Below are 21144 nucleotides of genomic sequence, written 5' to 3' on the forward strand. Positions count from 1 at the left end.
AATCGTGTGAACGAGGCGCATATTAGCGACACCACTCAGCGATGTCAAAGCCTGAATCGATAAATTCAATCGTTTGCCGAAATATTCCCCATTTCGCCGATTATTCAGGCGCAGCAGGTTGTTTTATGCACTTTTCCTGTTCGGGACGCGGGTATTTCCATAGCCAGCGGCCTGTCACCATACGCCAGTAAAATAATGCGGCGCGTACGGCCCAGTCGAAGAACATTCCTAACCAGACGCCGACTACGCCCCATCCTAAAACGATCCCCAGGGCGTAACCTACCACAACGCGACAGCCCCACATGCCCAGCATAGATACCCACATTGCAAAACGGGCATCGCGTGCGCCTTTAAACCCAGCAGGTAATACCCAGGAGGCTGCCCATATCGGCATAAATGCCGCATTGAGCCAAATCAGAATGACTATGACCTCTTTTACGTCCTGATCCTGGGTATAAAACGAGGCCATTACGCCAGCAAAAGGGGCGGTAAGCCAGGCAATGGCAGTTAAACCGATGGTCGACAGCCAGAATACATGCCGTAACTGGATTTCGGCCTGGGCAATCTGACCATTTCCTAAACGTCTGCCGGTAATAATTGTCGACGCAGAGCCTAAAGCGTTCCCCGGCAGGTTAATGAGTGCGGCAATAGAAAAGGCAATGAAGTTCCCGGCAATCACACTGGTGCCCATGCCTGAGACAAACATCTGCGTTAACAGTTTACCGCCATTAAACAGCACTGACTCGATGCTGGCTGGAATACCGATCCCCATCACCTCCCAGATAATGGCGAGGTTGAGTGGCTTAAAATAACTTTTGAAAGTGATACGTAACGCCGGATTAAAACCAATCATCAGTACCCAAATAATTGCGATCGCACCTATGTAGCGTGAAATGGTTAGTCCGAGTCCGGCCCCCACGAATCCCAGTCCTTGCCAGGAAAATACGCCGTAGATCAGGATGCTACTGATAATGATATTCAAAATGTTCATACCACCGTTGATCAACAGCGGTATTTTTGTATTACCCGCACCGCGTAGGGCACCACTACCGATTAGCGCAATGGCTGCTGCCGGGTAGCTGAGCACCGTCAGCTCCAGGTAGGTGAGTGCCAGAGCTTTTACATCGGGCGTCGCTTCACCTGCGACAACGTCAATAATTTGTTCACCAAAATAGTGAATGACCGCTGCCAGCACGGTAGCAAAAATCGTCATAATCACCAGCGATTGCCGGGCAGCAGCTCTGGCCCGGCGACGATCTCGTTTTCCCAGGCTAAAAGCCACAACCACCGTGGTACCCAGATCGATAGCGGCGAAAAATGCCATGATGACCATGTTGAAACTGTCGGCGAGTCCAACACCTGCCATCGCCTCTTTTCCCAACCAGCTTACCAGGAAAGTACTCAGGACACCCATCAATAGCACGCAGGTGTTTTCCAGAAAAATAGGCACGGCAAGCGGAGTGATTTCGCGCCAGAAGAGAACCTTATAACTCTTGCGTTTGGCATACCAGGGCGTGCGAGATGCGACCTGGCGTAAGGCTGCGGAGACGTTCAAAGTGGACCTTAAAGAAGAAAGTTGAAACCTCATTTCAAATGATGAGGGAGAATCCAAAAAGCTGCAAAGTTTTTTCCATTTAAAATGTCTGCAAATGCAACAAACTGTCGAGAGAAGCATCAATTGAGCGTTATTCAGGAAAATGGGGTTTGACAAAAAAAATTTCGCCGCTAAGATTAGCCTCCACAACGATTCCTCTGTAGTTCAGTCGGTAGAACGGCGGACTGTTAATCCGTATGTCACTGGTTCGAGTCCAGTCAGAGGAGCCAAATTTAAAAACCCGCTTAAGGAAACTTAAGCGGGTTTTTTGCTTTTGTTTTTGCTGCCAGGCGCAGTTACCTGGCAAGCTGCTTTTTGAGTTGAGCTATACAGTGTTGTTTTTCCACACTGAGTACCGGTGATTAGCACGCCAGTTGATTGCTCCATGTAATCCTCCTCTATGGGAGTATCATCGAGATTCTCTATAACCACTAACATTCCATACGCATACAGATGATACAGCACATATGAAATGTTGTTTCAGTACTATGCTTAAGCAATAGCGTAGGGAAATGGTTATAAGAGCGGCGCTGACCAGGGTTTTTGCTTAAAAAATCGAGGGTTAAAGTTGAAAGAGCGTGAGTAACTCGCTCATACTCTATACTCGCAGTGTTACCCGGCGTAGCATGGCATAACGCTTGGGCTGTTAATGAAAAAGGAAAACGTCGTGGCAGAAGAAACTATATTCAGCAAAATTATCCGTCGTGAAATTCCGTCGGATATCGTGTACCAGGATGAACTGGTCACTGCGTTTCGTGATATTTCCCCTCAGGCACCTACGCATATTCTGATCATCCCTAATATCCTGATCCCCACCGTCAACGATGTGACGGCAGAACATGAGCAGGCGCTGGGCCGAATGATTACCGTTGCGGCGAAAATCGCGGAGCAGGAAGGCATTGCTGCGGATGGATACCGTTTAATCATGAATACCAACCGTCACGGTGGCCAGGAGGTGTATCACATTCATATGCACCTGTTGGGGGGACGTGCGCTTGGTCCGATGCTCGCACATAAAGGTCTTTAAGCATGACCAGAGGATGCATTGCACTTTCACTGGGCTTGCTGTTGCTGGCAGGCTGTCGCTCACACCCTGAAATTCCGGTCAGTGATGAACAGTCTCTGGTGATGGAGTCAGCTATTCTGGCGGCGGGCATAACCGCAGAACAGCCCGTGTTAACAACGTCTGATATTCAGGCTTCAGCATCCTCGCGACTCTATAACGAAAGACAAGAATCCGTCACCGTGCATTATCGGTTTTATTGGTATGACGCCAGAGGGTTGGAGATGCACCCTCTGGAAGCGCCACGCAGCGTGACTATCCCGGCTCATTCGTCGGTAACACTGTACGGCAGCGCCAATTATCTGGGTGCGCACAAGGTTAGACTTTATCTATATTTGTAAGGGGTGAATCTTGATGATCAAAATGAATCGCTACGCATTGCTTGCCGCGCTGGCGATGTTTCTCTCTGGTTGTGTGGCTCAACGTGAACCTGCGCCGGTAGAGGAAGTGAAGCCGGTACCGGAACAGCCCGCGCAGCCGCAACAGCCGGTACCGGTGGTACCAACGGTGCCAGGTATACCGCAGCAGCCGGGTCCGATCGAACACGAGGATCAAACGGCGCAGCCAACACCGCGTCAACGTCACTACGACTGGAACAGCGCAATGCAGCCGATGGTGGGTAAAATGCTGCAGGCCGATGGCGTCAAAGCGGGTGGTGTTCTGCTGGTTGATAGTGTGAATAACCGTACCAACGGTTCGTTGAACGCTGGCGAAGCGACTGAAACCTTACGTAACGCGCTGGCGAATAACGGCAAATTTACCCTGGTTTCCGCCCAGCAACTGGCTGTCGCCAAGCAGCAGTTAGGTCTGTCGCCGAACGATAGCCTGGGAACGCGCAGCAAAGCGATTGGTATTGCCCGTAACGTTGGTGCGCAGTATGTGCTCTATTCCAGCGCATCTGGCAACGTCAATTCGCCGGCGCTGCAAATGCAATTAATGCTGGTACAAACTGGCGAGATAATCTGGTCAGGTAAAGGTGCTGTTCAGCAACAATAACAGATTGACGCGCGATGAAGTTATGTCGCGCTACTTTCCGCAGTATCATCCCGTCGTAGCCAGCCAGAGCGGCTTGAGCGGCGGGAGCTGCATTATCGAACATCAGACCCACCGCTTAGTGCTGCGCTGCCATCACGACCCCGACGCGCCGGAATCGCATTTTCTGCGCCAATATCATGCGTTAAAACACCTACCGGAAAATCTTGCGCCCCGACCTCGTTTTTATACGCGTGGGTGGATGGCAGTCGACTTTTTTCACGGTAAGGTAGAATCCAGATTACCGGACGCCGACGAACTTGCTGACTTATTGTATTATCTGCATCAGCAACCTCGGCTGGGCTGGCGAATCAGCCTGCTGCCGTTACTTGAACAGTACTGGCAGTGTGGTGATCCGGCGCGTCGTACACCACATTGGTTACGAGCGTTAAAGCGGCTAAGAAAAAGCGGCGAGCCCCGCCCTTTGCGGCTGGGGCCGCTACATATGGATGTCCACGGTGACAACATTGTGCGCGCACCGTCAGGGTTGCGGCTGATTGACTGGGAATATGCCGGAGACGGCGATATCGCCCTCGAGCTGGCGGCGGTGTGGGTCAGTGATGAACTCCAGCACCAACAGCTGGTCAGCGCCTATGCCCGACGAGCGTGCATTGAGCCAACCGTTTTGTGGCGACAGGTCAGGCGATGGCGACCCTGGGTAATCATGCTAAAAGCAGGGTGGTTTGAGTATCGCTGGCGACAAACCGGCGATCAACAATTTATCAGGCTGGCCGATGAAACCTGGCGGCAGCTAACAATGAAAGGATGAGGAGAGTAGTGTGGGCCCAGTAATGTTGGATGTCGAAGGGTATGAGCTGGACGCTGAAGAGCGTGAGATTCTGGCGCATCCGCTGGTAGGTGGGTTGATTCTCTTTACCCGAAATTATCATGACCCGGAACAGTTGCGTGAGTTAGTGCGTCAGATCCGTAGCGCGTCACGTAATCATTTGGTCGTGGCGGTTGATCAGGAAGGCGGACGCGTACAGCGTTTTCGCGAAGGTTTTACCCGCCTGCCTGCGGCCCAATCTTTTGCCGCGCTACACGGTCTGGAAGAGGGCGGCAAACTGGCTCAGGACGCCGGGTGGCTGATGGCCAGCGAAATGATCGCCATGGATATTGATATTAGCTTTGCACCGGTTCTGGACGTGGGTCATATCAGCGCAGCGATTGGCGAGCGCTCTTACCATGCCGAGCCGCTGAAAGCATTGGCGATGGCGACCCGTTTTATTGACGGTATGCATGCCGCTGGCATGAAGACCACCGGTAAACACTTCCCCGGGCATGGGGCGGTGACGGCGGATTCGCACAAAGAAACGCCAACCGATCCACGCGCAGAAGCTGAGATTCGTGCGAAAGATATGTCCGTGTTCCGGACGTTAATTACGGAAAACAAACTCGATGCCATTATGCCTGCGCACGTTATCTACAGCGACGTGGATCCGCGTCCGGCGAGTGGTTCGCCTCACTGGTTGAAGACGGTACTGCGTCAGGATCTTGGCTTCGACGGCGTTATTTTCTCTGACGATCTGTCGATGGAAGGTGCGGCGATTATGGGAAGCTACGCCGAGCGTGGGCAGGCATCGCTGGATGCTGGTTGCGATATGATCCTGGTCTGCAATAATCGTAAGGGAGCGGTCAGTGTGTTAGATAATCTGTCGCCGATCAATGCAGAACGTGTTACACGTTTGTATCATAAAGGTTCATTTTCACGTCAGGAACTAATGGACTCGACACGCTGGAAGACGGTAAGCGCCCAGCTCAACCAGCTTCATGAGCGCTGGCAGGAAGAGAAAGCAGGTCATTAACGCACGTTTGGCGAGGATGCGATGATTATCTATTTACACGGTTTTGACTCTAATAGTCCGGGCAACCACGAGAAGGTGTTGCAGCTGCAATTTATCGACCCGGATGTCAGGCTGATTAGCTACAGTACGCGGCATCCTAAACATGATATGCAGCATCTGCTGAAAGAAGTGGACAAAATGCTGCAGCTTAATGTGGACGACCGTCCGCTGATTTGTGGCGTCGGTCTGGGGGGATACTGGGCAGAACGCATTGGTTTCCTGTGTGATATTCGTCAGGTGGTATTTAATCCTAACCTGTTCCCGTATGAGAATATGGAAGGGAAAATCGACAGACCTGAAGAGTATGCTGACATTGCGACAAAATGCGTGACCAATTTTCGTGAAAAGAACCGCGATCGCTGCCTGGTGATCCTCTCTCGCCATGATGAAGCACTGAACAGTCAGCGCTCGTCAGAAGAGCTGCATCACTTTTATGAGATCGTCTGGGACGAAGAGCAGACGCATAAGTTTAAAAATATCTCTCCGCATTTGCAGCGCATTAAGGCGTTCAAGACGTTAGGTTAAGCCTGATGAGTGTCTAAAAAACCAGCTTTCGGGCTGGTTTTTTTGTCTTTAACCTTCGGGTTGTCTATCTTTTCAGCATCAAAACTTGATGCACATCAATTTTGGTATGACCAATGCACCGTTCGTGTTATTCTCACTCTCGAAGGACATTTTCATTATCGTAACTTGTTGTTAATTAAAGGCTATGTTAATAACTTTTAATTAACAATTGGTTAATAAATTTGAGGGGGTCACGTTGACTACACCATTGAAAAGGATCGTGATTGTCGGCGGCGGTGCTGGCGGACTGGAAATGGCGACGCAGCTGGGTAAAAAGCTGGGGCGTAAGAAAAAAGCCAAAATTACGCTGGTGGACAGAAACCACAGCCATTTATGGAAACCGTTACTGCATGAAGTGGCGACTGGTTCTCTGGATGAAGGTGTGGATGCGCTGAGCTATCTGGCGCATGCCCGTAACCATAGTTTCCAGTTCCAGTTGGGCTCGGTGGTTGATATCGACCGCGAAGCGAAAACCATTACTCTTGCTGAGCTGCGCGACGAGAAGGGCGATCTGCTGGTTCCCGAGCGTAAAGTACCGTATGACACGCTGGTGATGGCGCTGGGCAGTACGTCCAACGATTTCAACACGCCGGGCGTCAAAGAGAACTGTATTTTCCTTGATAACCCGCATCAGGCGCGTCGTTTCCACCAGAAGATGCTGAATCTGTTCCTCAAGTATTCCGCGAATCTGGGTGCTAACGGTAAAGTGAATATTGCCATTGTCGGCGGCGGCGCGACGGGGGTTGAACTTTCCGCGGAACTGCACAATGCGGTCAAACAGCTGCACAGCTATGGCTATAAAGGACTGACCAATGACGCGCTGAACGTCACATTGGTTGAAGCTGGTGAGCGTATCCTGCCGGCATTGCCGCCGCGGATTTCCAGCGCCGCGCACAATGAGTTAACCAAACTGGGCGTACGTGTACTGACGCAGACGATGGTTACCAGCGCTGACGAAGGCGGGTTGCATACCAAAGATGGCGAATACATTGAGGCCGACCTGATGGTGTGGGCCGCAGGGATCAAAGCGCCAGACTTTATGAAGGATATTGGCGGTCTGGAAACGAACCGCATTAACCAACTGGTGGTTGAGCCGACTCTGCAAAGCACTCGCGATCCTGACGTGTATGCGATTGGTGACTGCGCTTCCTGCGCGCGTCCGGAAGGGGGTTTTGTGCCGCCGCGCGCTCAGGCTGCGCACCAAATGGCGACCTGCGCGATGAACAATATTCTGGCGCAAATGAACGGCAAGCCGTTGAAAGCGTATCAGTACAAAGATCACGGTTCTCTGGTCTCGCTTTCTAATTTCTCTACCGTCGGTAGCCTGATGGGCAACCTGACGCGCGGTTCAATGATGGTAGAAGGCCGTATTGCGCGCTTTGTCTACATCTCACTGTATCGTATGCATCAGATTGCGCTGCATGGTTACTTCAAAACCGGCCTGATGATGCTGGTCGGCAGTATTAACCGGGTGATTCGCCCGCGTCTGAAACTGCATTAATATTGACCTCTGGCGTCGGACGCTTTCACGCATCCGACGCCTTCCTTCAGAGTTCTCTGAATCATCTCGCTTTATCCCTTCCTTCCGCTATTTTCATCCGTAATCTGATTGGCATTCCTTACCTTCTGTTGCAAAGTTGTTGCTAATAGCAAAAAAGGAGGAAGTCCCGTGAATAAATCAATGTTGGCGGGTATAGGGATTGGCGTAGCTGCTGCGCTGGGTGTTGCAGCGGTGGCCAGTCTTAACGTTTTCGAGCGTGGCCCACAGTATGCACAAGTTGTCTCTGCAACACCGATTAAAGAATCGGTAAAAACGCCACGTCAGGAGTGTCGGAACGTGACGGTCACGCACCGCAAGCCGGTGCAAGATGAAAACCGTATCGCGGGTTCTGTGCTGGGTGCCGTAGCCGGCGGTGTTATCGGCCATCAGTTTGGTGGCGGACGCGGTAAAGATATTGCCACCGTGGCGGGTGCATTAGGCGGCGGCTATGCCGGTAACCAGATCCAGGGTTCGATGCAAGAAAACGATACGTACACCACCACGCAGCAGCGCTGTAAAACGGTGTATGACAAATCAGAAAAAATGCTGGGCTACGACGTGACGTACAAAATTGGCAATCAGCAGGGGAAAATTCGTATGGATAAGGACCCCGGCGCGCAAATTCCGTTGGATAACAACGGACAGTTGGTACTGAATAACAAAGCGTAAAATAGCATTATCCTGAGCATTAGCCCCCCATTCGCTCAGGCTGGGGGGCTTTTTTTATCAGAAGGTTAAGGCGTAGTTCAGACCAAAGGTACGACCCCGGCCCTTGTATTCATACAGTGACGGGCTACCATAAGTTGGGCTGTACAGCAGTGGCGCACGTTGTCCCCATAGCGTGGTGTACTCTTCATTCAGCAGGTTTTCCACACTGAAGGTCAGCTTGCCTAACGGGAGCTGGTAGCTGCCGATAAAGTCCATGGTGTTATAGCCGTCCAGCTTATTGCCGCTGGCGTCACTCAGATCAAATGTTTGCTGGCTCTGTACTCGCAGCGACCACGGTTCAGGCGCCCAGCCGACCCATGCGGTTGCTTTAGATGGCGAAGCCAGAGTGACATCCCATTTCTGCCATTTACCGTTTTGTTTCACTTCGGATTTAATGACGTTGAAGTTGCCGCCCAGACTCCAGTCGGTATCGGCGATGAAATAATCTACCGCACCTTCCAGACCATAAATCCGACGATCGTCGGGCTGTACGTTTATGGTCATATCACTGCGGTTGATAACGATCGATTTATCCGAAGTGGAGTAATAAGCGGCGAGTTGCGTGCGCAGGCTATCGCCCGTGTAACGCCATCCCAGCTCGTACGAGTTAACTTTAATCCCTTCCAGTCGTGAATCCGCAACGTTGACGCTGCGCTGAAGCTGGTAATGATCGCCAACCAGAGAATAGGTACCATTACCGTAATATTTCCCCGGGTCCGGAAGCTCCACGCCCTGAGAGAAATTAAACCAGGTTTGCTGGCGCTCAGTCAGGTGGGCGAGGATCCCGGCGTTAAACAGGAAGTTATCGTAATCGGTTTTGCCGCCCGGAATGGTATCCGCGGAGTTTGCAAGGCCCGTCGCGATGCCCTGCTGTTGCGCATAGCCAACGAAATCATCAACCCTGTTTTCGGTCCATTGATAGCGTACGCCGCCACTGAGGGTAAAGATGTCGTTTATGTCATAGCTGTTTTGCAGGAAAGGTGCGAAGTTGGTGATGCTGTAACCAGGATAACGCCCGGTAGTATAGGCGGTACGGTTGTCCATGCCACCGGAGGGCAGAGAGTAAGCCAGATCGAAGAATTTCTGATTGGAGTCGAAGGTTTCATGATCCGCATCGATACCCCACGTCAGTTCCCAGTCATCCATCACCTGGCTGTTGAGGGTGATTTTGGCACCGAACTGGTCGGTATCCTGCTGTGAGGCGGAGAAACTGGTGACCTTACCTTTGCTGAGCGTCGGGAAAGGATAGAATTTCAGCGATTCGTCGCGGTAATAGATTTGGCTGACCAGGTTCTGACCAAAGAAATCTGCATCTGAATATTGCAGGCTGATCAGATGACGTTCGGTGCCGGGAATACGATCGGAGTTCAGTCCGCTGCTGGTATAAGCTTTACCATTTCCGGTCACGGCGGACATGTTCTCGCCGAGATCCAGCCCGTAATCTTCATCCCCTTGGCTCTTGTAGTACTGGGTAACCAGTTGCAATTGACGGTTATCATCCAGCTCAATCGTCCCGGTGCCCATCACGTCCAGACGATCGGAATGCTGCAGGCCGGTTTGGGTGTTATCCAGCAGCAGAGCATCGTGGTTTCCATCATACCAACCGCCAAACCGTTGATATGCGACGGACATACGACCGGATGCACGATCGGTTCCTCCGCTCACCGCGGCGGCGACGCGTTCGTCATGATCGTTACTGTTATTAAACCCGCTTTTACTGCCCAGTTCGAGTTCAACTTCACGCTCAGGTTGACCTTTTTTGGTGACGATGTTGATCAAACCGCCGGTACTTCCCCCGCCATATAGGGATGTTGCGCCTGAGATGACTTCAATATGAGCAATGTTAAACGGGTCAATGGAGTCAAGTTGACGGCTGTCGGTGCGGGAAGAATTCAAACGGACACCATCTATCAATACTACGATGGCGCGACCGCGCATGTTCATGCCGTAGTTGGTTCGTCCCTGACTGCTGACATCAATTCCGGGGATTAACTGAGCAAGAACATCCTTGAACTCTTTACCACCCTGAACTTGCTGTTCAATTTCGCTTCCTTCAATAACCCAGGTCGTTTGTGCCATTTCTGCCACGGTGCGTTGGCTGCGGTTAGCGCTGACGATGAGATTCTCTTCCTCTGCCGCAATGGCCGGTAGGGTTAAGGATAATAAGAGCGGATTGAGCACCCAGAGACGCTTATGCATTTGTATTCCTTTTTAAAAAGTCAGTCTGTTTTTGTTATTGCGGTAGAGAAACCGATAGTTACATTGGGAAATAGGTGTTAAAACAAATGCGAATATTGCTGATAATAATTGTCGTTATCAATACATTTTTTAAAAAAGATCTGCTAATGCGATGAAAACAATAAGGAATGAAGGGTTATTGGTACAAAAAACCGAGGGCTTTTGGCCCCCGGGGGTGTCATCTGTTCATGGAAAAGAGAGGAAAGGATTAAGCTTTGATGAGTTCGGGCCACAGCCGTAGGGTGGTGTGCGCGATCTGCATCAGTTTCTCAAATGACGCGCCTTCACGGGCGCTAATCGACATACCCTGTAAAATGCAGTTCAGATATTCGGCCAGCTTTTGCACGTCGCAGTGGGCCGGAATTTCGTCCCGCTGCTGGCGCTGACGAAGGAACTGGGTAAGCGTCTGTTCCTGCATCGCATGGCGTGATTTCACGGTATGGGCGATCTCGCGGGAAGAGGCCGCCAGCGTAGCGGACGTATTAATCATAAAACATCCTGCCGGAGTATCTTTACTGGTAAAGCAGGTGGCTATGGCAGTGAAATAGTCTTCCAGCGCGGACTCCAGGCTTTTTTCCTCACAAAACAGCTGGGCTTCATGTTTCGCCGCGAAGCGAGTTATATAGCGGTCCAGCACGGCACGAAACAACCCTTCCTTGTTGGTAAACTCCGCATACAGCGTGGGCGCTTTTGCACCGGTTGCTTCCACGAGATCGGCGAGCGATGTCGCTTCATATCCGTGCTGCCAGAAGAGTGTCATGGCCTTATCAAGCGCGGCTTCCCTGTCGAACACTTTTGGTCGGCCACGGCTTTTTTTTGCACAACCTGTCGTTTCAGTTGTCATGGCGCCGATGTACCTTAGTTGGGTTTATTGAATAACCATTATAAAAATATTCCCCCCCACACTCCAGCGGATTAGCGATAAAAATAATTTATATCTATTAGCATGAAAAATAAGGTCTTTATGTTTTATATAACGATCATTATAAAAAAATGTTGACGTGTGACCTGGATCACATCTATGATTTACCTATCGATCGTTAAGTTAATCCTTACGACACCCATTCATCTGCAAAAGGTCACTATTATGAAAAACGTAAAAACTCTGTTTGTCGCTGCTGTTCTTAGCTCACTGTCATTTGCCAGCTTCGCCGCTGTTGAAGTTCAGGCCACGCCTGCAGGTCAACAGAAAGTTGGTACTATCTCTGCAAATGCGGGGACGAACTTAGGTTCTCTGGAAGATCAACTGGCGCAGAAAGCGGATGAGATGGGCGCGAAGTCTTTCCGTATTACTTCCGTTACCGGTCCTAACACCCTTCACGGGACTGCAGTAATCTACAAATAAGATTTAACCCATCGCAATGCCACTGCGAGTTAAATAAAAAGCCCCCGCGGAATAAAATCCAGCGGGGGCTTTTTTTATGCGTAACGTTTACATCGGTTGTTGAGCCACGTCGTGATGACGGGTGACATCGACCGGCATGCCTGAGCGGATCTCCATCGCATGTTCCATGACGGCTGGGTCAGTTTGCGCCGCGTTCTTAAAGGTCTGCATTGCGGCATTCAAAACGATTGGCAACAGTTGCGGGTCGTCATTGATCTTTTCTGACAGCGGCTGGGGGGTTAGGTTCGACTGAGGCTTTGATCGGTGTATTAATGATATTGACCTTGGTTCCTGGTTTCACTTGACGGAACAGGGTTTCGATATCACCGTCGCGCAGACGAATACAGCCAGAACTGACGCGCATGCCGATGCCAAAGTCAGCATTGGTGCCGTGCAGCAGATAAACGCCGCCGTATGCGGCTAAGCGAATCGCGTGATGGCCCATCGGGTTATCTGGCCCGGCAGGGACAACGGCAGGAAGATCGATGCCGTTGGCTTTATAGCGCGCACGGATATTTGCTGTAGGCGTCCAGGTGGGGTTGGCGCGTTTATCGGAAATGGTGGTTACCATGGTGGGGGTCAGCGTATCACCGCCTAACTGGCCAATGCCGATAGGATATACGGTCACCGAATTTGTTCCCGGCTGGTAATAATAAAGACGCAGTTCGGCGAGGTTGATGACAATGCCTTCGCGCGGTGCATCCGGTAACAGGGTTTGCAATGGGATCGTCAAAACGCTGCCGGGGCGAGGTACGAAAGGATCAACGCCGGGGTTAGCCTGCAACAGCGCTAAAAAGCCGACGTTGTATTTTTTCGCAATCGCTTCGAGAGAACCGCCATTGTCTTCGACAACGTGAACGGCATTCTGTCCCACCAGGCGGCTTCCCGGCGGCGGCAGCGGCCAGGTGTTTGCCTGAGCCGGAAGTGTTAACGCGAAGGTCGCTGCAAGCGTAAAAAACGCTAACCAGCGAGAGAGTCGTTTATTGTTTAACATCACCATAAATCCATTGTTTTTACGTGGTTTTTATTATGTAAAAGTAAACAGGAATTATGGCCGTTTGCTGTGTCGGGAAGTGCAGGGAAGTGCAAAGAGTTTGTAAATTCACAGGCCGGGAGGGCTGTGTGCGCTCCCGGCCTGTTCACTATGCTACGGCGTTTTCTTCAAGCTGGCGCATAAACTGGCGTACCCAGTCGATTCGCGTTTTGCGTTCGCCCAGATCCTGCATAAATTTCAGCCGGGTTGGGCCGTCCAGACGGAAGTGCTGCGGCTGTTTTTGCAGTAAACCAATCAGCCAGACCGGATTGACGTGGTTTTTCTCTGCAAACTCAATCGTGCCGCCTTTTTCATTGCCTTCAAGCTTTCTGATACCCAGTTTCTGCGCCTGTTGGCGTAACCGGGCAATATCCAGCAGCGTACGGGCCGGATCGGGCAACAGACCAAAACGGTCTATCAGCTCGACCTTAATTTCTTCCAGCTCGTTTTCGCCTTTCGCACTGGCAATACGCTTGTAGAACGACAGTCGCGTGTTGACATCGGGAATATAGTCATCCGGCAGCAGTGACGGCATGCGCAGTTCAACTTCGGTTTGCTGGCTGGTGAGATCTTCCAGCGACGGTTCGCGTCCCTCTTTGAGCGCATCGACAGCATTTTCCAGCAGCTCCATATACAGCGAGAAGCCGATGCTTTCCATGGAACCACTCTGATCTTCACCCAGCAGTTCCCCGGCGCCGCGAATTTCAAGGTCGTGGGTCGCCAGCGCAAAGCCAGCGCCCAAATCTTCCAGCGAGGCGATGGCTTCCAGGCGCTTTTGCGCGTCGGTGGTCATCGCTTTTGGATGCGGCGTCAGCAGCCAGGCGTACGCCTGATGGTGTGAGCGTCCCACACGACCGCGCAACTGGTGCAATTGCGCTAAACCAAAGTGGTCGGCGCGTTCGATGATAATGGTGTTGGCGGTCGGAATATCGATGCCGGTTTCGATAATGGTGGTACACACCAGCACGTTAAAGCGCTGATGGTGGAAATCGTTCATCACGCGTTCCAGTTCGCGCTCGCGCATTTGACCGTGGCCGATACCAATACGCGCTTCCGGCACCAGTTCCGCTAATCTGTCAGCCGTTTTCTGGATATTTTCAACGTCGTTAAACAGATAATAAACTTGCCCCCCGCGCAGAACTTCACGCAGGATAGCCTCGCGAACCACCAGATTGTCATATTCACGCACAAAGGTTTTCACCGCCAGACGACGGGCAGGAGGCGTGGCAATGATCGACAGATCGCGCATGCCGCTCATCGCCATATTGAGCGTACGCGGAATAGGCGTTGCCGTCAGCGTCAGGATATCGACATCCGCGCGCATTGCTTTGATGCGCTCTTTATGGCGAACGCCAAAACGGTGCTCTTCATCGACAATCAACAGACCCAGATCTTTTAGCTTCACGTCCGCTTGCAGCAGTTTGTGGGTGCCGATAAGAATATCGATTTTACCCTCGGCAACCTGCTCCAGAATTTGCGCTTGCTCTTTGGCGCTACGAAAACGGGACAGCATCTCAATGCGTACCGGCCAGTTGGCAAAGCGGTCGCGGAAGTTGTCGAAGTGCTGTTGCGCGAGCAGGGTGGTTGGAACCAGCACGGCAACCTGCTTGTGGTTTTCTACGGCGAGGAAGGCGGCGCGCATCGCGACTTCGGTTTTACCAAAGCCGACGTCGCCGCACACCAGACGATCCATGGCCAGCGGCTGACACATATCGCTGAGGACCGCGTTGATCGCCTGCGCCTGATCGGGCGTAGTTTCAAACGGGAAGCTGTCGCAAAACAGCTGGTACTGCTCACGGTCATGCTTAAAGGCAAAGCCTTCTTTCGCCGCCCGCTGAGCATAGATATCCAACAGTTCTGCCGCGACATCGCGCACCTTCTCAGCGGCTTTCTGGCGGGCACGAGACCAGGCATCTCCGCCCAGTTTATGTAGCGGCGCATTTTCTTCCGCGCCGCCAGCGTAGCGGCTGATCAGGTGCAATGATGACACAGGCACGTACAGTTTGGCGTCGTTGGCGTAGGTGAGCATCAGGTACTCGCCGGTGATACCGCCCGCTTCCAGCGTGGTCATCCCGGCATAACGGCCAACGCCGTGCTCCAGATGTACCACCGGCTGACCGGGATGCAATTCGGCGAGGTTACGAATTAACGTATCCGGATTGATGGTGCGACGAGAATCCTGGCGGCGGCGCGCCACGCGTTCCCCGAGCAGATCGCTTTCACAAATCAGCGCCAGGTTGCGTTTGCTATCAATGAAGCCGTGTTCGGCTGCGCCAATCATCAGATAGCGACCTTTGTCGACGGCTTCGTCGAGACGCAGTATGCGCTTCGGCGCGATTTTGATACGGGCGAGGAGTTCGCCAAGCGCTTCGCGACGACCTTCACTTTCAACCGAGAAAATCACCGGACCGGTGAAGGCTTCAAGAAATTTACGTAACGCATCTAACGGTGCTTTTTGCTGCGCCTGAACCGCGATATCTGGCAACTTCTGGAAGCCGAGGTTAGTATTCGCGGCTTTGTTCGCCAGTGTCTCGGTTTTCAGTTGAACGCGCGGCCAGCGTTTTAGTTCGGAGAACAGTTCATCAACGCGCAGCCACAGCGAGTGCGGCGGCAGAAGCGGGCGCATCGGATCAACACCCCGATTCTCAAAACGCGACAGGGTATCGGCCTGGAAGCGTTCTGCACTGGTCTCTATATCACCCGTATTGACCAATAACGTATTGGCGGGGAAATAGCTGAACAGGGGTGGCAGCGGCTCGCTGAAAAACAGCGGCTGCCAGTATTCAATACCCGCAGGTAACGTGCCTTTGCTAACCTGCTGGTAAATATGTTCGGCGTCGCGTTTAACTTCAAAGGTATCGCGCCACTGGCTGCGGAACAGCTCGATCGCCGTTTTATCGGTCGGGAATTCGTGCGCGGGCAGCAAATTAATGGCATCGACTTCTTCCAGCGTGCGCTGGGTATCGGTATCAAACAGACGCAGGCTGTCGATTTCGTCATCAAAAAAGTCCAGACGATAAGGCAATTCACTGCCCATTGGGAACAGATCCAACAACGCGCCGCGCGTGGCGTATTCGCCGTGCTCCATCACCTGATCAACATGGCGGTAGCCCGCGCTGTCCAGTTGTTCGCGCAGGGCGTCGCGCGAAAGCCGCTGACCTTTTTTCATCACCAGCGCATGACCGTGCAGATAGCTGTGCGGACAGACGCGCTGCATCAGCGTGTTCACCGGCACAATCAGCACACCGCGCTGCATGGCAGGGAGCTGATACAGGGTGGACAGTCGCGAGGAGATAATCTCCTGATGAGGGGAAAAGCTATCGTAGGGCAGCGTTTCCCAGTCCGCCAGGTTCATTACTAGCTGGTCGGTAAACTGACGAATTTCATCATGCAGTCGCAGGGCATTTTGCATGTCCGGCGCGATCAGTACTACAGGACCCGCATGACGTTCAGCGATTTCGGCGACCAGCGTCGCGCAAGCTGCGCCGGTCAGTTCACCTAACTGGCGCTGGTCGGAAGCGCCGGCCGGGAGCGTGTAACGATGTTGTTCAGGCATTCGGTTGTCAGGATCTCGTTTAGATATACATCTGATAAGCAATGTTCTTTATTATCCGTGATCGTTTCTCATAAGCAAATTGATTCGCCCCCTGATGGGGGCAAAAAGCGCGTTGAAATTAGCGCGAGGATGTCGATAAAGACGGTGGGGAAAAGAGCAAGTCGGCAACGGTTTTTTGCGAAATTTTACGCACCAGCAAGCCAAACAGGGTGCACAACAGCAGGCAGGCGAAGGGATAAACCAGCAGCAGGAGCAACTCGCCGTACGCAGGCCAGGCGGCATGATTGATTTTGGGGATGAGCGTTAAGCTGAACAGCTCAACCAAAATACGGTGGGTGGTGTAGATGGCGATGGTATTGGATCCAATCACGCTTAACGGGCTGGATGCGCGCATACCAAAGCGCTGCTCGAACTGATAAAACAGCTTCATGATCAGTACAATAGACAGGAGGGAAAGCAGTAGCGAAATATTTACCAGCCACGCGCCCACGGCGACCACTACGCTAACCATAAATATGAGCGTATGGCGGCGCAGAGGCACCTCTTTGATCCATACCATCAGCGTTGCGCCAAACCAGGCGCCGAGACTGTACCAGGGCAGATTGCGAATCACGCTGTTCACTCCCCACCACGGCGTGGGGAAAAAATTAATCGCCACGCTCAGCACGACAAACAGCGTCAACAGCGGTAACCCCCAGCGGTTGAAAATCTTACACAGCACAAAATAGACAATCAGTGCATACAGATACCACAAGCTGGTGCTGGCGGTCAGCATCCCGTGGGTAAAGCCAGCGATTGAACCGGCATACGCGGCGTTGGCGGCATGACTCAGATCGCGTTGCGGAGCCAACCAGTTATTGAGCGTGACTAACGCCAGCCATTGCACGACTCCCCATAGCACCAGCACCCAGGCAATACTCCAGATCCGTTTATTCACGCAGGTCGTCCAGGGAACGTTATCGATGTAGCGGCGGATCAAATAGCCCGAAATAAAGAAAAATACCGGCATACGAAACGGCGCCAGGTACAGATTGAGGTAAATCCAGCATTTGCTCAGCATCTCTGAAAGCGGATGCTGAAAGGTGGTGAGATGCGGGTAAAACGTAATGACTGAGTGGTATATAACCACCAGACAAATGCATAACCCTTTGATTTGATTAATCCATAGTTCTTTTTTATTCATCGAGACAGCGTATCCATATTGTTGGCTATAGCCTGCCATCCTGCGCAACCCGCAGTACGCTGTAATGCGTAACTGTCTGCATTTTGTTTTTTTAGGATAAAGATCAGGGACCGGCACTAAAGGGGCGAGGGACAGCTACAGCGGATTGATTTGTTTATACTTTTAGGAATAGTGCTGACGAACACTTACGGTTCACTCATTTACCCATTCCGCTTTCGCTTATATACTCGTGACTTTGCTAACAGCAACCAGACGGATTTCATGTACCAACCTGTCGCTCTATTCATCGGCCTGCGTTATATGCGTGGGCGTGCAGCAGATCGCTTCGGTCGCTTCGTTTCCTGGCTCTCCACCATCGGCATTACTCTCGGGGTAATGGCGCTGGTCACAGTGTTGTCAGTGATGAACGGTTTCGAGCGCGAGCTGCAAAACAATATCCTTGGCCTGATGCCCCAGGCCGTCCTTTCGTCTGAACAGGGTTCCCTAAACCCGCAACAACTGCCGGAAAAAGCGGTGGTGTTGAACGGCGTCAACCGCGTTGCACCCATAACTACGGGAGATGTGGTGCTGCAAAGTGCACGTAGCGTGGCGGTTGGCGTAATGCTGGGGATCGACCCGGCGCAAAAAGATCCGCTCACGCCGTATCTGGTCAATGTGAAGCAAACAGATCTGCAACCGGGTAAGTATAATGTCATCCTCGGTGAGCAGCTTGCCGGGCAGCTGGGCGTTAACCGTGGCGATCAAATTCGCGTGATGGTGCCGTCCGCCAGTCAGTTTACGCCGATGGGGCGTCTGCCGAGCCAGCGTCTGTTTACGGTGATTGGCACCTTTGCTGCTAATAGCGAAGTCGACGGCTACCAGATGCTGACCAACATTCAGGATGCGTCACGCCTGATGCGCTACCCGGTGGGTAATATCACCGGCTGGCGTTTGTGGTTGAACGAGCCGTTAAAGGTTGACACGTTGAGCCAGCAAACGCTGCCGCAGGGCACCAAATGGCAGGACTGGCGCGAGCGTAAAGGGGAATTATTCCAGGCTGTGCGCATGGAGAAAAACATGATGGGGCTGTTGCTAAGTCTGATCGTGGCGGTAGCGGCTTTTAATATTATTACCTCGCTGGGTCTGATGGTAATGGAGAAGCAAGGGGAAGTGGCGATTCTACAAACGCAGGGGCTAACGCCGCGGCAGATAATGATGGTGTTTATGGTCCAGGGGGCCAGTGCCGGAATTATCGGCGCGCTGCTGGGCGCAGGGCTGGGCGCATTGCTCGCCAGTCAACTGAACAACCTGATGCCCATTATCGGCGTGCTTCTGGATGGCGCTGCGCTGCCGGTCGCCATCGAGCCGTTGCAGGTTATCGTCATTGCGCTGGTGGCGATGGCCATCGCGCTGCTGTCTACGCTTTATCCTTCCTGGCGCGCTGCCGCCACTCAACCCGCTGAGGCTTTACGTTATGAATAAGATCCTGTTGCAATGCGACAACCTGTGCAAACGCTATCAGGAAGGCACAGTGCAGACCGATGTCCTGCACGATGTCAGTTTTTGCGTTGGCGAAGGCGAGATGATGGCGATTGTCGGCAGCTCCGGCTCCGGTAAGAGTACGCTGCTGCATCTGTTAGGTGGGCTGGATACGCCGACCTCCGGCGACGTCATTTTTAGCGGTCAGCCGATGAGCAAACTCTCGTCTGCGGCGAAGGCGGAACTGCGTAATCAGAAGCTGGGCTTTATTTACCAGTTCCACCATCTGCTGCCGGATTTTACCGCGCTGGAAAACGTGGCGATGCCGCTGCTGATCGGCAAGAAAAAACCGGCTGAAATCACCGCGCGCGCGCGCGATATGCTGAAAGCGGTAGGGCTGGATCATCGTGCCAGCCATCGGCCGTCTGAACTGTCGGGCGGCGAGCGTCAGCGTGTGGCGATTGCCCGTGCGCTGGTGAACAACCCTCGTCTGGTGCTGGCGGATGAACCCACGGGTAACCTTGATGCGCGCAATGCGGACAGCATTTTCGAGCTTCTGGGTGAACTTAACCGCTCTCAGGGCACAGCATTTCTGGTGGTGACGCACGATCTGCAGTTGGCGAAGCGGATGAGTCGCCAGCTTGAAATGCGCGATGGTCGCCTGACGGCTGAACTGAGCCTGATGGGAGCAGAGTAATGGCGTCGCCTTTATCGTTATTGATTGGCCTGCGCTTTAGCCGTGGTCGGCGGCGCGGCGGCATGGTCTCGCTGATTTCTGTGATTTCTACCGTTGGCATCGCGTTGGGGGTGGCGGTGTTGATCGTCGGGTTAAGCGCCATGAACGGCTTTGAACGTGAGTTGAACAACCGTATTCTGGCCGTGGTCCCGCACGGTGAAATTGAGGCCGTCAACCAGCCGTGGAACAACTGGCAGGAAGCGCTCGATAAAGTGCAGAAAGTGCCAGGTATTGCTGCCGCAGCGCCTTATATCAACTTTACCGGGCTGGTGGAGAGTGGGGCGAATCTACGCGCGGTGCAAGTGAAAGGCGTTGACCCGAAACAGGAACAGCGTTTAAGCGCGCTGCCATCGTTCGTGCAGAACCACGGCTGGGATAATTTCAAAGCCGGTGAGCAGCAAATCATCATTGGTAAAGGGATTGCCGATGCGCTGAAGGTGAAGCAAGGCGACTGGGTGTCGATTATGATCCCTAACGCCAGTGCGGACCATAAGTTACAGCAGCCTAAACGCGTGCGTTTGCACGTGACGGGCATTTTGCAGCTGAGCGGTCAGCTCGATCACAGCTTTGCCATGATCCCCATGAAAGACGCGCAGCAATACCTGGATATGGGATCCAGCGTTTCCGGGATCGCGTTGAAAGTTAACGACGTGTTTAACGCTAATAAACTGGTGCGAGACGCGGGTGAAGTGACCAACAACTATGTTTATATTAAGAGTTGGATTGGCACCTACGGCTATATGTATCGCGATATTCAGATGATCCGCGCCATTATGTATCTGGCGATGGTGCTGGTGATTGGCGTGGCCTGTTTTAATATCGTTTCCACGTTAGTGATGGCGGTAAAAGACAAAAGCGGTGATATTGCGGTATTAAGAACCCTGGGAGCTAAAGATGGTTTGATCCGTGCCATTTTTGTCTGGTACGGCCTGCTGGCGGGTCTGTTCGGCAGTCTGATAGGTGTGGTCATCGGGGTGGTTGTCTCGCTGCAATTGACGCCGATCATCAACGGAATCGAAGCGCTTATCGGCCATCAGTTCCTGTCTGGCGATATCTATTTCATTGACTTCCTGCCATCGGAATTACACTGGCTGGATGTGATCTACGTGCTGGTGACAGCATTAGTGCTGAGTCTTTTGGCGAGTTGGTATCCGGCGCGTCGCGCCAGCAATATTGATCCTGCGAGAGTACTTAGCGGCCAATAACAATAA

18 protein-coding genes, 1 tRNA gene and 1 pseudogene are annotated in these 21144 nt (G+C 52.5%); 13 read left to right on the plus strand and 7 right to left on the minus strand.

Annotated features, from left to right (window positions below; all coding sequences use genetic code 11):
• Positions 1 to 100 precede the first annotated feature (100 nt).
• On the minus strand, positions 101 to 1588 hold the full coding sequence (locus FDX11_RS11695; RefSeq protein ID WP_305764238.1) for an EmmdR/YeeO family multidrug/toxin efflux MATE transporter: 1488 nt from the start codon (positions 1586 to 1588) through the stop codon (positions 101 to 103).
• 160 nt (positions 1589 to 1748) lie between these two features.
• Between FDX11_RS11695 and FDX11_RS11700 the strand changes: the two genes are divergently transcribed.
• Positions 1749 to 1824 (plus strand) — tRNA-Asn (locus FDX11_RS11700).
• Between the two features lie 25 nt (positions 1825 to 1849).
• Here FDX11_RS11700 and FDX11_RS25640 read toward each other — a convergent pair.
• Complete coding sequence (locus FDX11_RS25640; RefSeq protein WP_256372627.1) at positions 1850 to 1981, minus strand: hypothetical protein; 132 nt, start codon at positions 1979 to 1981, stop codon at positions 1850 to 1852.
• A gap of 280 nt (positions 1982 to 2261) precedes the next feature.
• Here FDX11_RS25640 and hinT point away from each other — a divergent pair, with 280 nt between their 5' ends.
• The 8 genes from hinT (at position 2262) to FDX11_RS11740 (ending at position 8306) form a co-directional block, all read left to right on the plus strand.
• Positions 2262 to 2621, plus strand: a complete 360-nt coding sequence (gene hinT / locus FDX11_RS11705) for a purine nucleoside phosphoramidase (RefSeq protein WP_003030826.1) — start codon at positions 2262 to 2264, stop codon at positions 2619 to 2621.
• Between the two features lie 2 nt (positions 2622 to 2623).
• On the plus strand, positions 2624 to 2998 hold the full coding sequence (locus FDX11_RS11710) for a YcfL family protein (RefSeq protein WP_042309115.1): 375 nt from the start codon (positions 2624 to 2626) through the stop codon (positions 2996 to 2998).
• 13 nt (positions 2999 to 3011) lie between these two features.
• Positions 3012 to 3653 carry a penicillin-binding protein activator LpoB gene (gene lpoB / locus FDX11_RS11715; RefSeq protein ID WP_042309113.1) on the plus strand — a complete coding sequence of 214 codons (642 nt, stop codon included), beginning with the start codon at positions 3012 to 3014 and terminating at the stop codon, positions 3651 to 3653.
• Positions 3634 to 4458: a thiamine kinase gene (gene thiK, locus FDX11_RS11720; protein WP_042309111.1), complete on the plus strand. Its 825-nt coding sequence runs from the start codon at positions 3634 to 3636 to the stop codon at positions 4456 to 4458. The genes lpoB and thiK overlap by 20 nt, the downstream gene beginning before the upstream one ends.
• Before the next feature lie 10 nt (positions 4459 to 4468).
• Positions 4469 to 5494, plus strand: coding sequence for a beta-N-acetylhexosaminidase (gene nagZ, locus FDX11_RS11725; protein ID WP_137397955.1), 1026 nt, complete (start codon positions 4469 to 4471; stop codon positions 5492 to 5494).
• Between the two features lie 21 nt (positions 5495 to 5515).
• The gene (ycfP, locus tag FDX11_RS11730) at positions 5516 to 6058 is read left to right on the plus strand and encodes an alpha/beta hydrolase YcfP (protein WP_003030817.1); all 543 of its coding nucleotides are present in this window, start codon (positions 5516 to 5518) and stop codon (positions 6056 to 6058) included.
• 235 nt (positions 6059 to 6293) lie between these two features.
• Entirely contained in the window at positions 6294 to 7598 is a 1305-nt protein-coding gene (ndh, locus tag FDX11_RS11735; protein ID WP_137397956.1) for an NADH-quinone dehydrogenase, read from the plus strand.
• Positions 7599 to 7766: 168 nt separating this feature from the next.
• Positions 7767 to 8306 carry a glycine zipper 2TM domain-containing protein gene (locus FDX11_RS11740; protein WP_137397957.1) on the plus strand — a complete coding sequence of 180 codons (540 nt, stop codon included), beginning with the start codon at positions 7767 to 7769 and terminating at the stop codon, positions 8304 to 8306.
• Between the two features lie 57 nt (positions 8307 to 8363).
• Here FDX11_RS11740 and FDX11_RS11745 read toward each other — a convergent pair whose 3' ends face one another.
• Entirely contained in the window at positions 8364 to 10544 is a 2181-nt protein-coding gene (locus FDX11_RS11745) for a TonB-dependent siderophore receptor (protein ID WP_061381748.1), read from the minus strand.
• Positions 10545 to 10791: 247 nt separating this feature from the next.
• Positions 10792 to 11427, minus strand: coding sequence for a TetR family copper-responsive transcriptional repressor ComR (gene comR, locus FDX11_RS11750; protein ID WP_061381747.1), 636 nt, complete (start codon positions 11425 to 11427; stop codon positions 10792 to 10794).
• A 243-nt stretch (positions 11428 to 11670) separates the two neighbouring features.
• Here comR and bhsA point away from each other — a divergent pair, with 243 nt between their 5' ends.
• Positions 11671 to 11928: a multiple stress resistance protein BhsA gene (gene bhsA, locus FDX11_RS11755; RefSeq protein WP_029139491.1), complete on the plus strand. Its 258-nt coding sequence runs from the start codon at positions 11671 to 11673 to the stop codon at positions 11926 to 11928.
• An 87-nt stretch (positions 11929 to 12015) separates the two neighbouring features.
• On the opposite strand, the pseudogene FDX11_RS11760 reads toward bhsA, so the two are convergent.
• The 3 genes and pseudogenes from FDX11_RS11760 to FDX11_RS11770 all read right to left on the minus strand — a co-directional run bounded on the left by FDX11_RS11760 (position 12016) and on the right by FDX11_RS11770 (position 17739).
• Positions 12016 to 12961 (minus strand): annotated as a pseudogene (locus FDX11_RS11760) (L,D-transpeptidase family protein).
• 148 nt (positions 12962 to 13109) lie between these two features.
• On the minus strand, positions 13110 to 16556 hold the full coding sequence (mfd, locus tag FDX11_RS11765; RefSeq protein ID WP_137397958.1) for a transcription-repair coupling factor: 3447 nt from the start codon (positions 16554 to 16556) through the stop codon (positions 13110 to 13112).
• 118 nt (positions 16557 to 16674) lie between these two features.
• Complete coding sequence (locus tag FDX11_RS11770) at positions 16675 to 17739, minus strand: acyltransferase family protein (RefSeq protein ID WP_137397959.1); 1065 nt, start codon at positions 17737 to 17739, stop codon at positions 16675 to 16677.
• A gap of 261 nt (positions 17740 to 18000) precedes the next feature.
• On the opposite strand from FDX11_RS11770, the gene lolC reads away from it, so the two are divergent.
• The 3 genes from lolC to lolE are packed head-to-tail and all read left to right on the plus strand — an operon-like array spanning position 18001 to position 21138.
• Positions 18001 to 19200 carry a lipoprotein-releasing ABC transporter permease subunit LolC gene (lolC, locus tag FDX11_RS11775; RefSeq protein ID WP_038639847.1) on the plus strand — a complete coding sequence of 400 codons (1200 nt, stop codon included), beginning with the start codon at positions 18001 to 18003 and terminating at the stop codon, positions 19198 to 19200.
• Positions 19193 to 19894, plus strand: a complete 702-nt coding sequence (gene lolD / locus FDX11_RS11780) for a lipoprotein-releasing ABC transporter ATP-binding protein LolD (protein ID WP_042309095.1) — start codon at positions 19193 to 19195, stop codon at positions 19892 to 19894. The genes lolC and lolD overlap by 8 nt, the downstream gene beginning before the upstream one ends.
• Entirely contained in the window at positions 19894 to 21138 is a 1245-nt protein-coding gene (gene lolE, locus FDX11_RS11785) for a lipoprotein-releasing ABC transporter permease subunit LolE (RefSeq protein WP_137397960.1), read from the plus strand. Before lolD ends, lolE begins: the two co-directional genes overlap by 1 nt.
• Positions 21139 to 21144 lie beyond the last annotated feature (6 nt).

It is taken from the genome of Citrobacter sp. wls714 (assembly GCF_005281025.1).
Classification (GTDB): domain Bacteria; phylum Pseudomonadota; class Gammaproteobacteria; order Enterobacterales; family Enterobacteriaceae; genus Citrobacter; species Citrobacter werkmanii.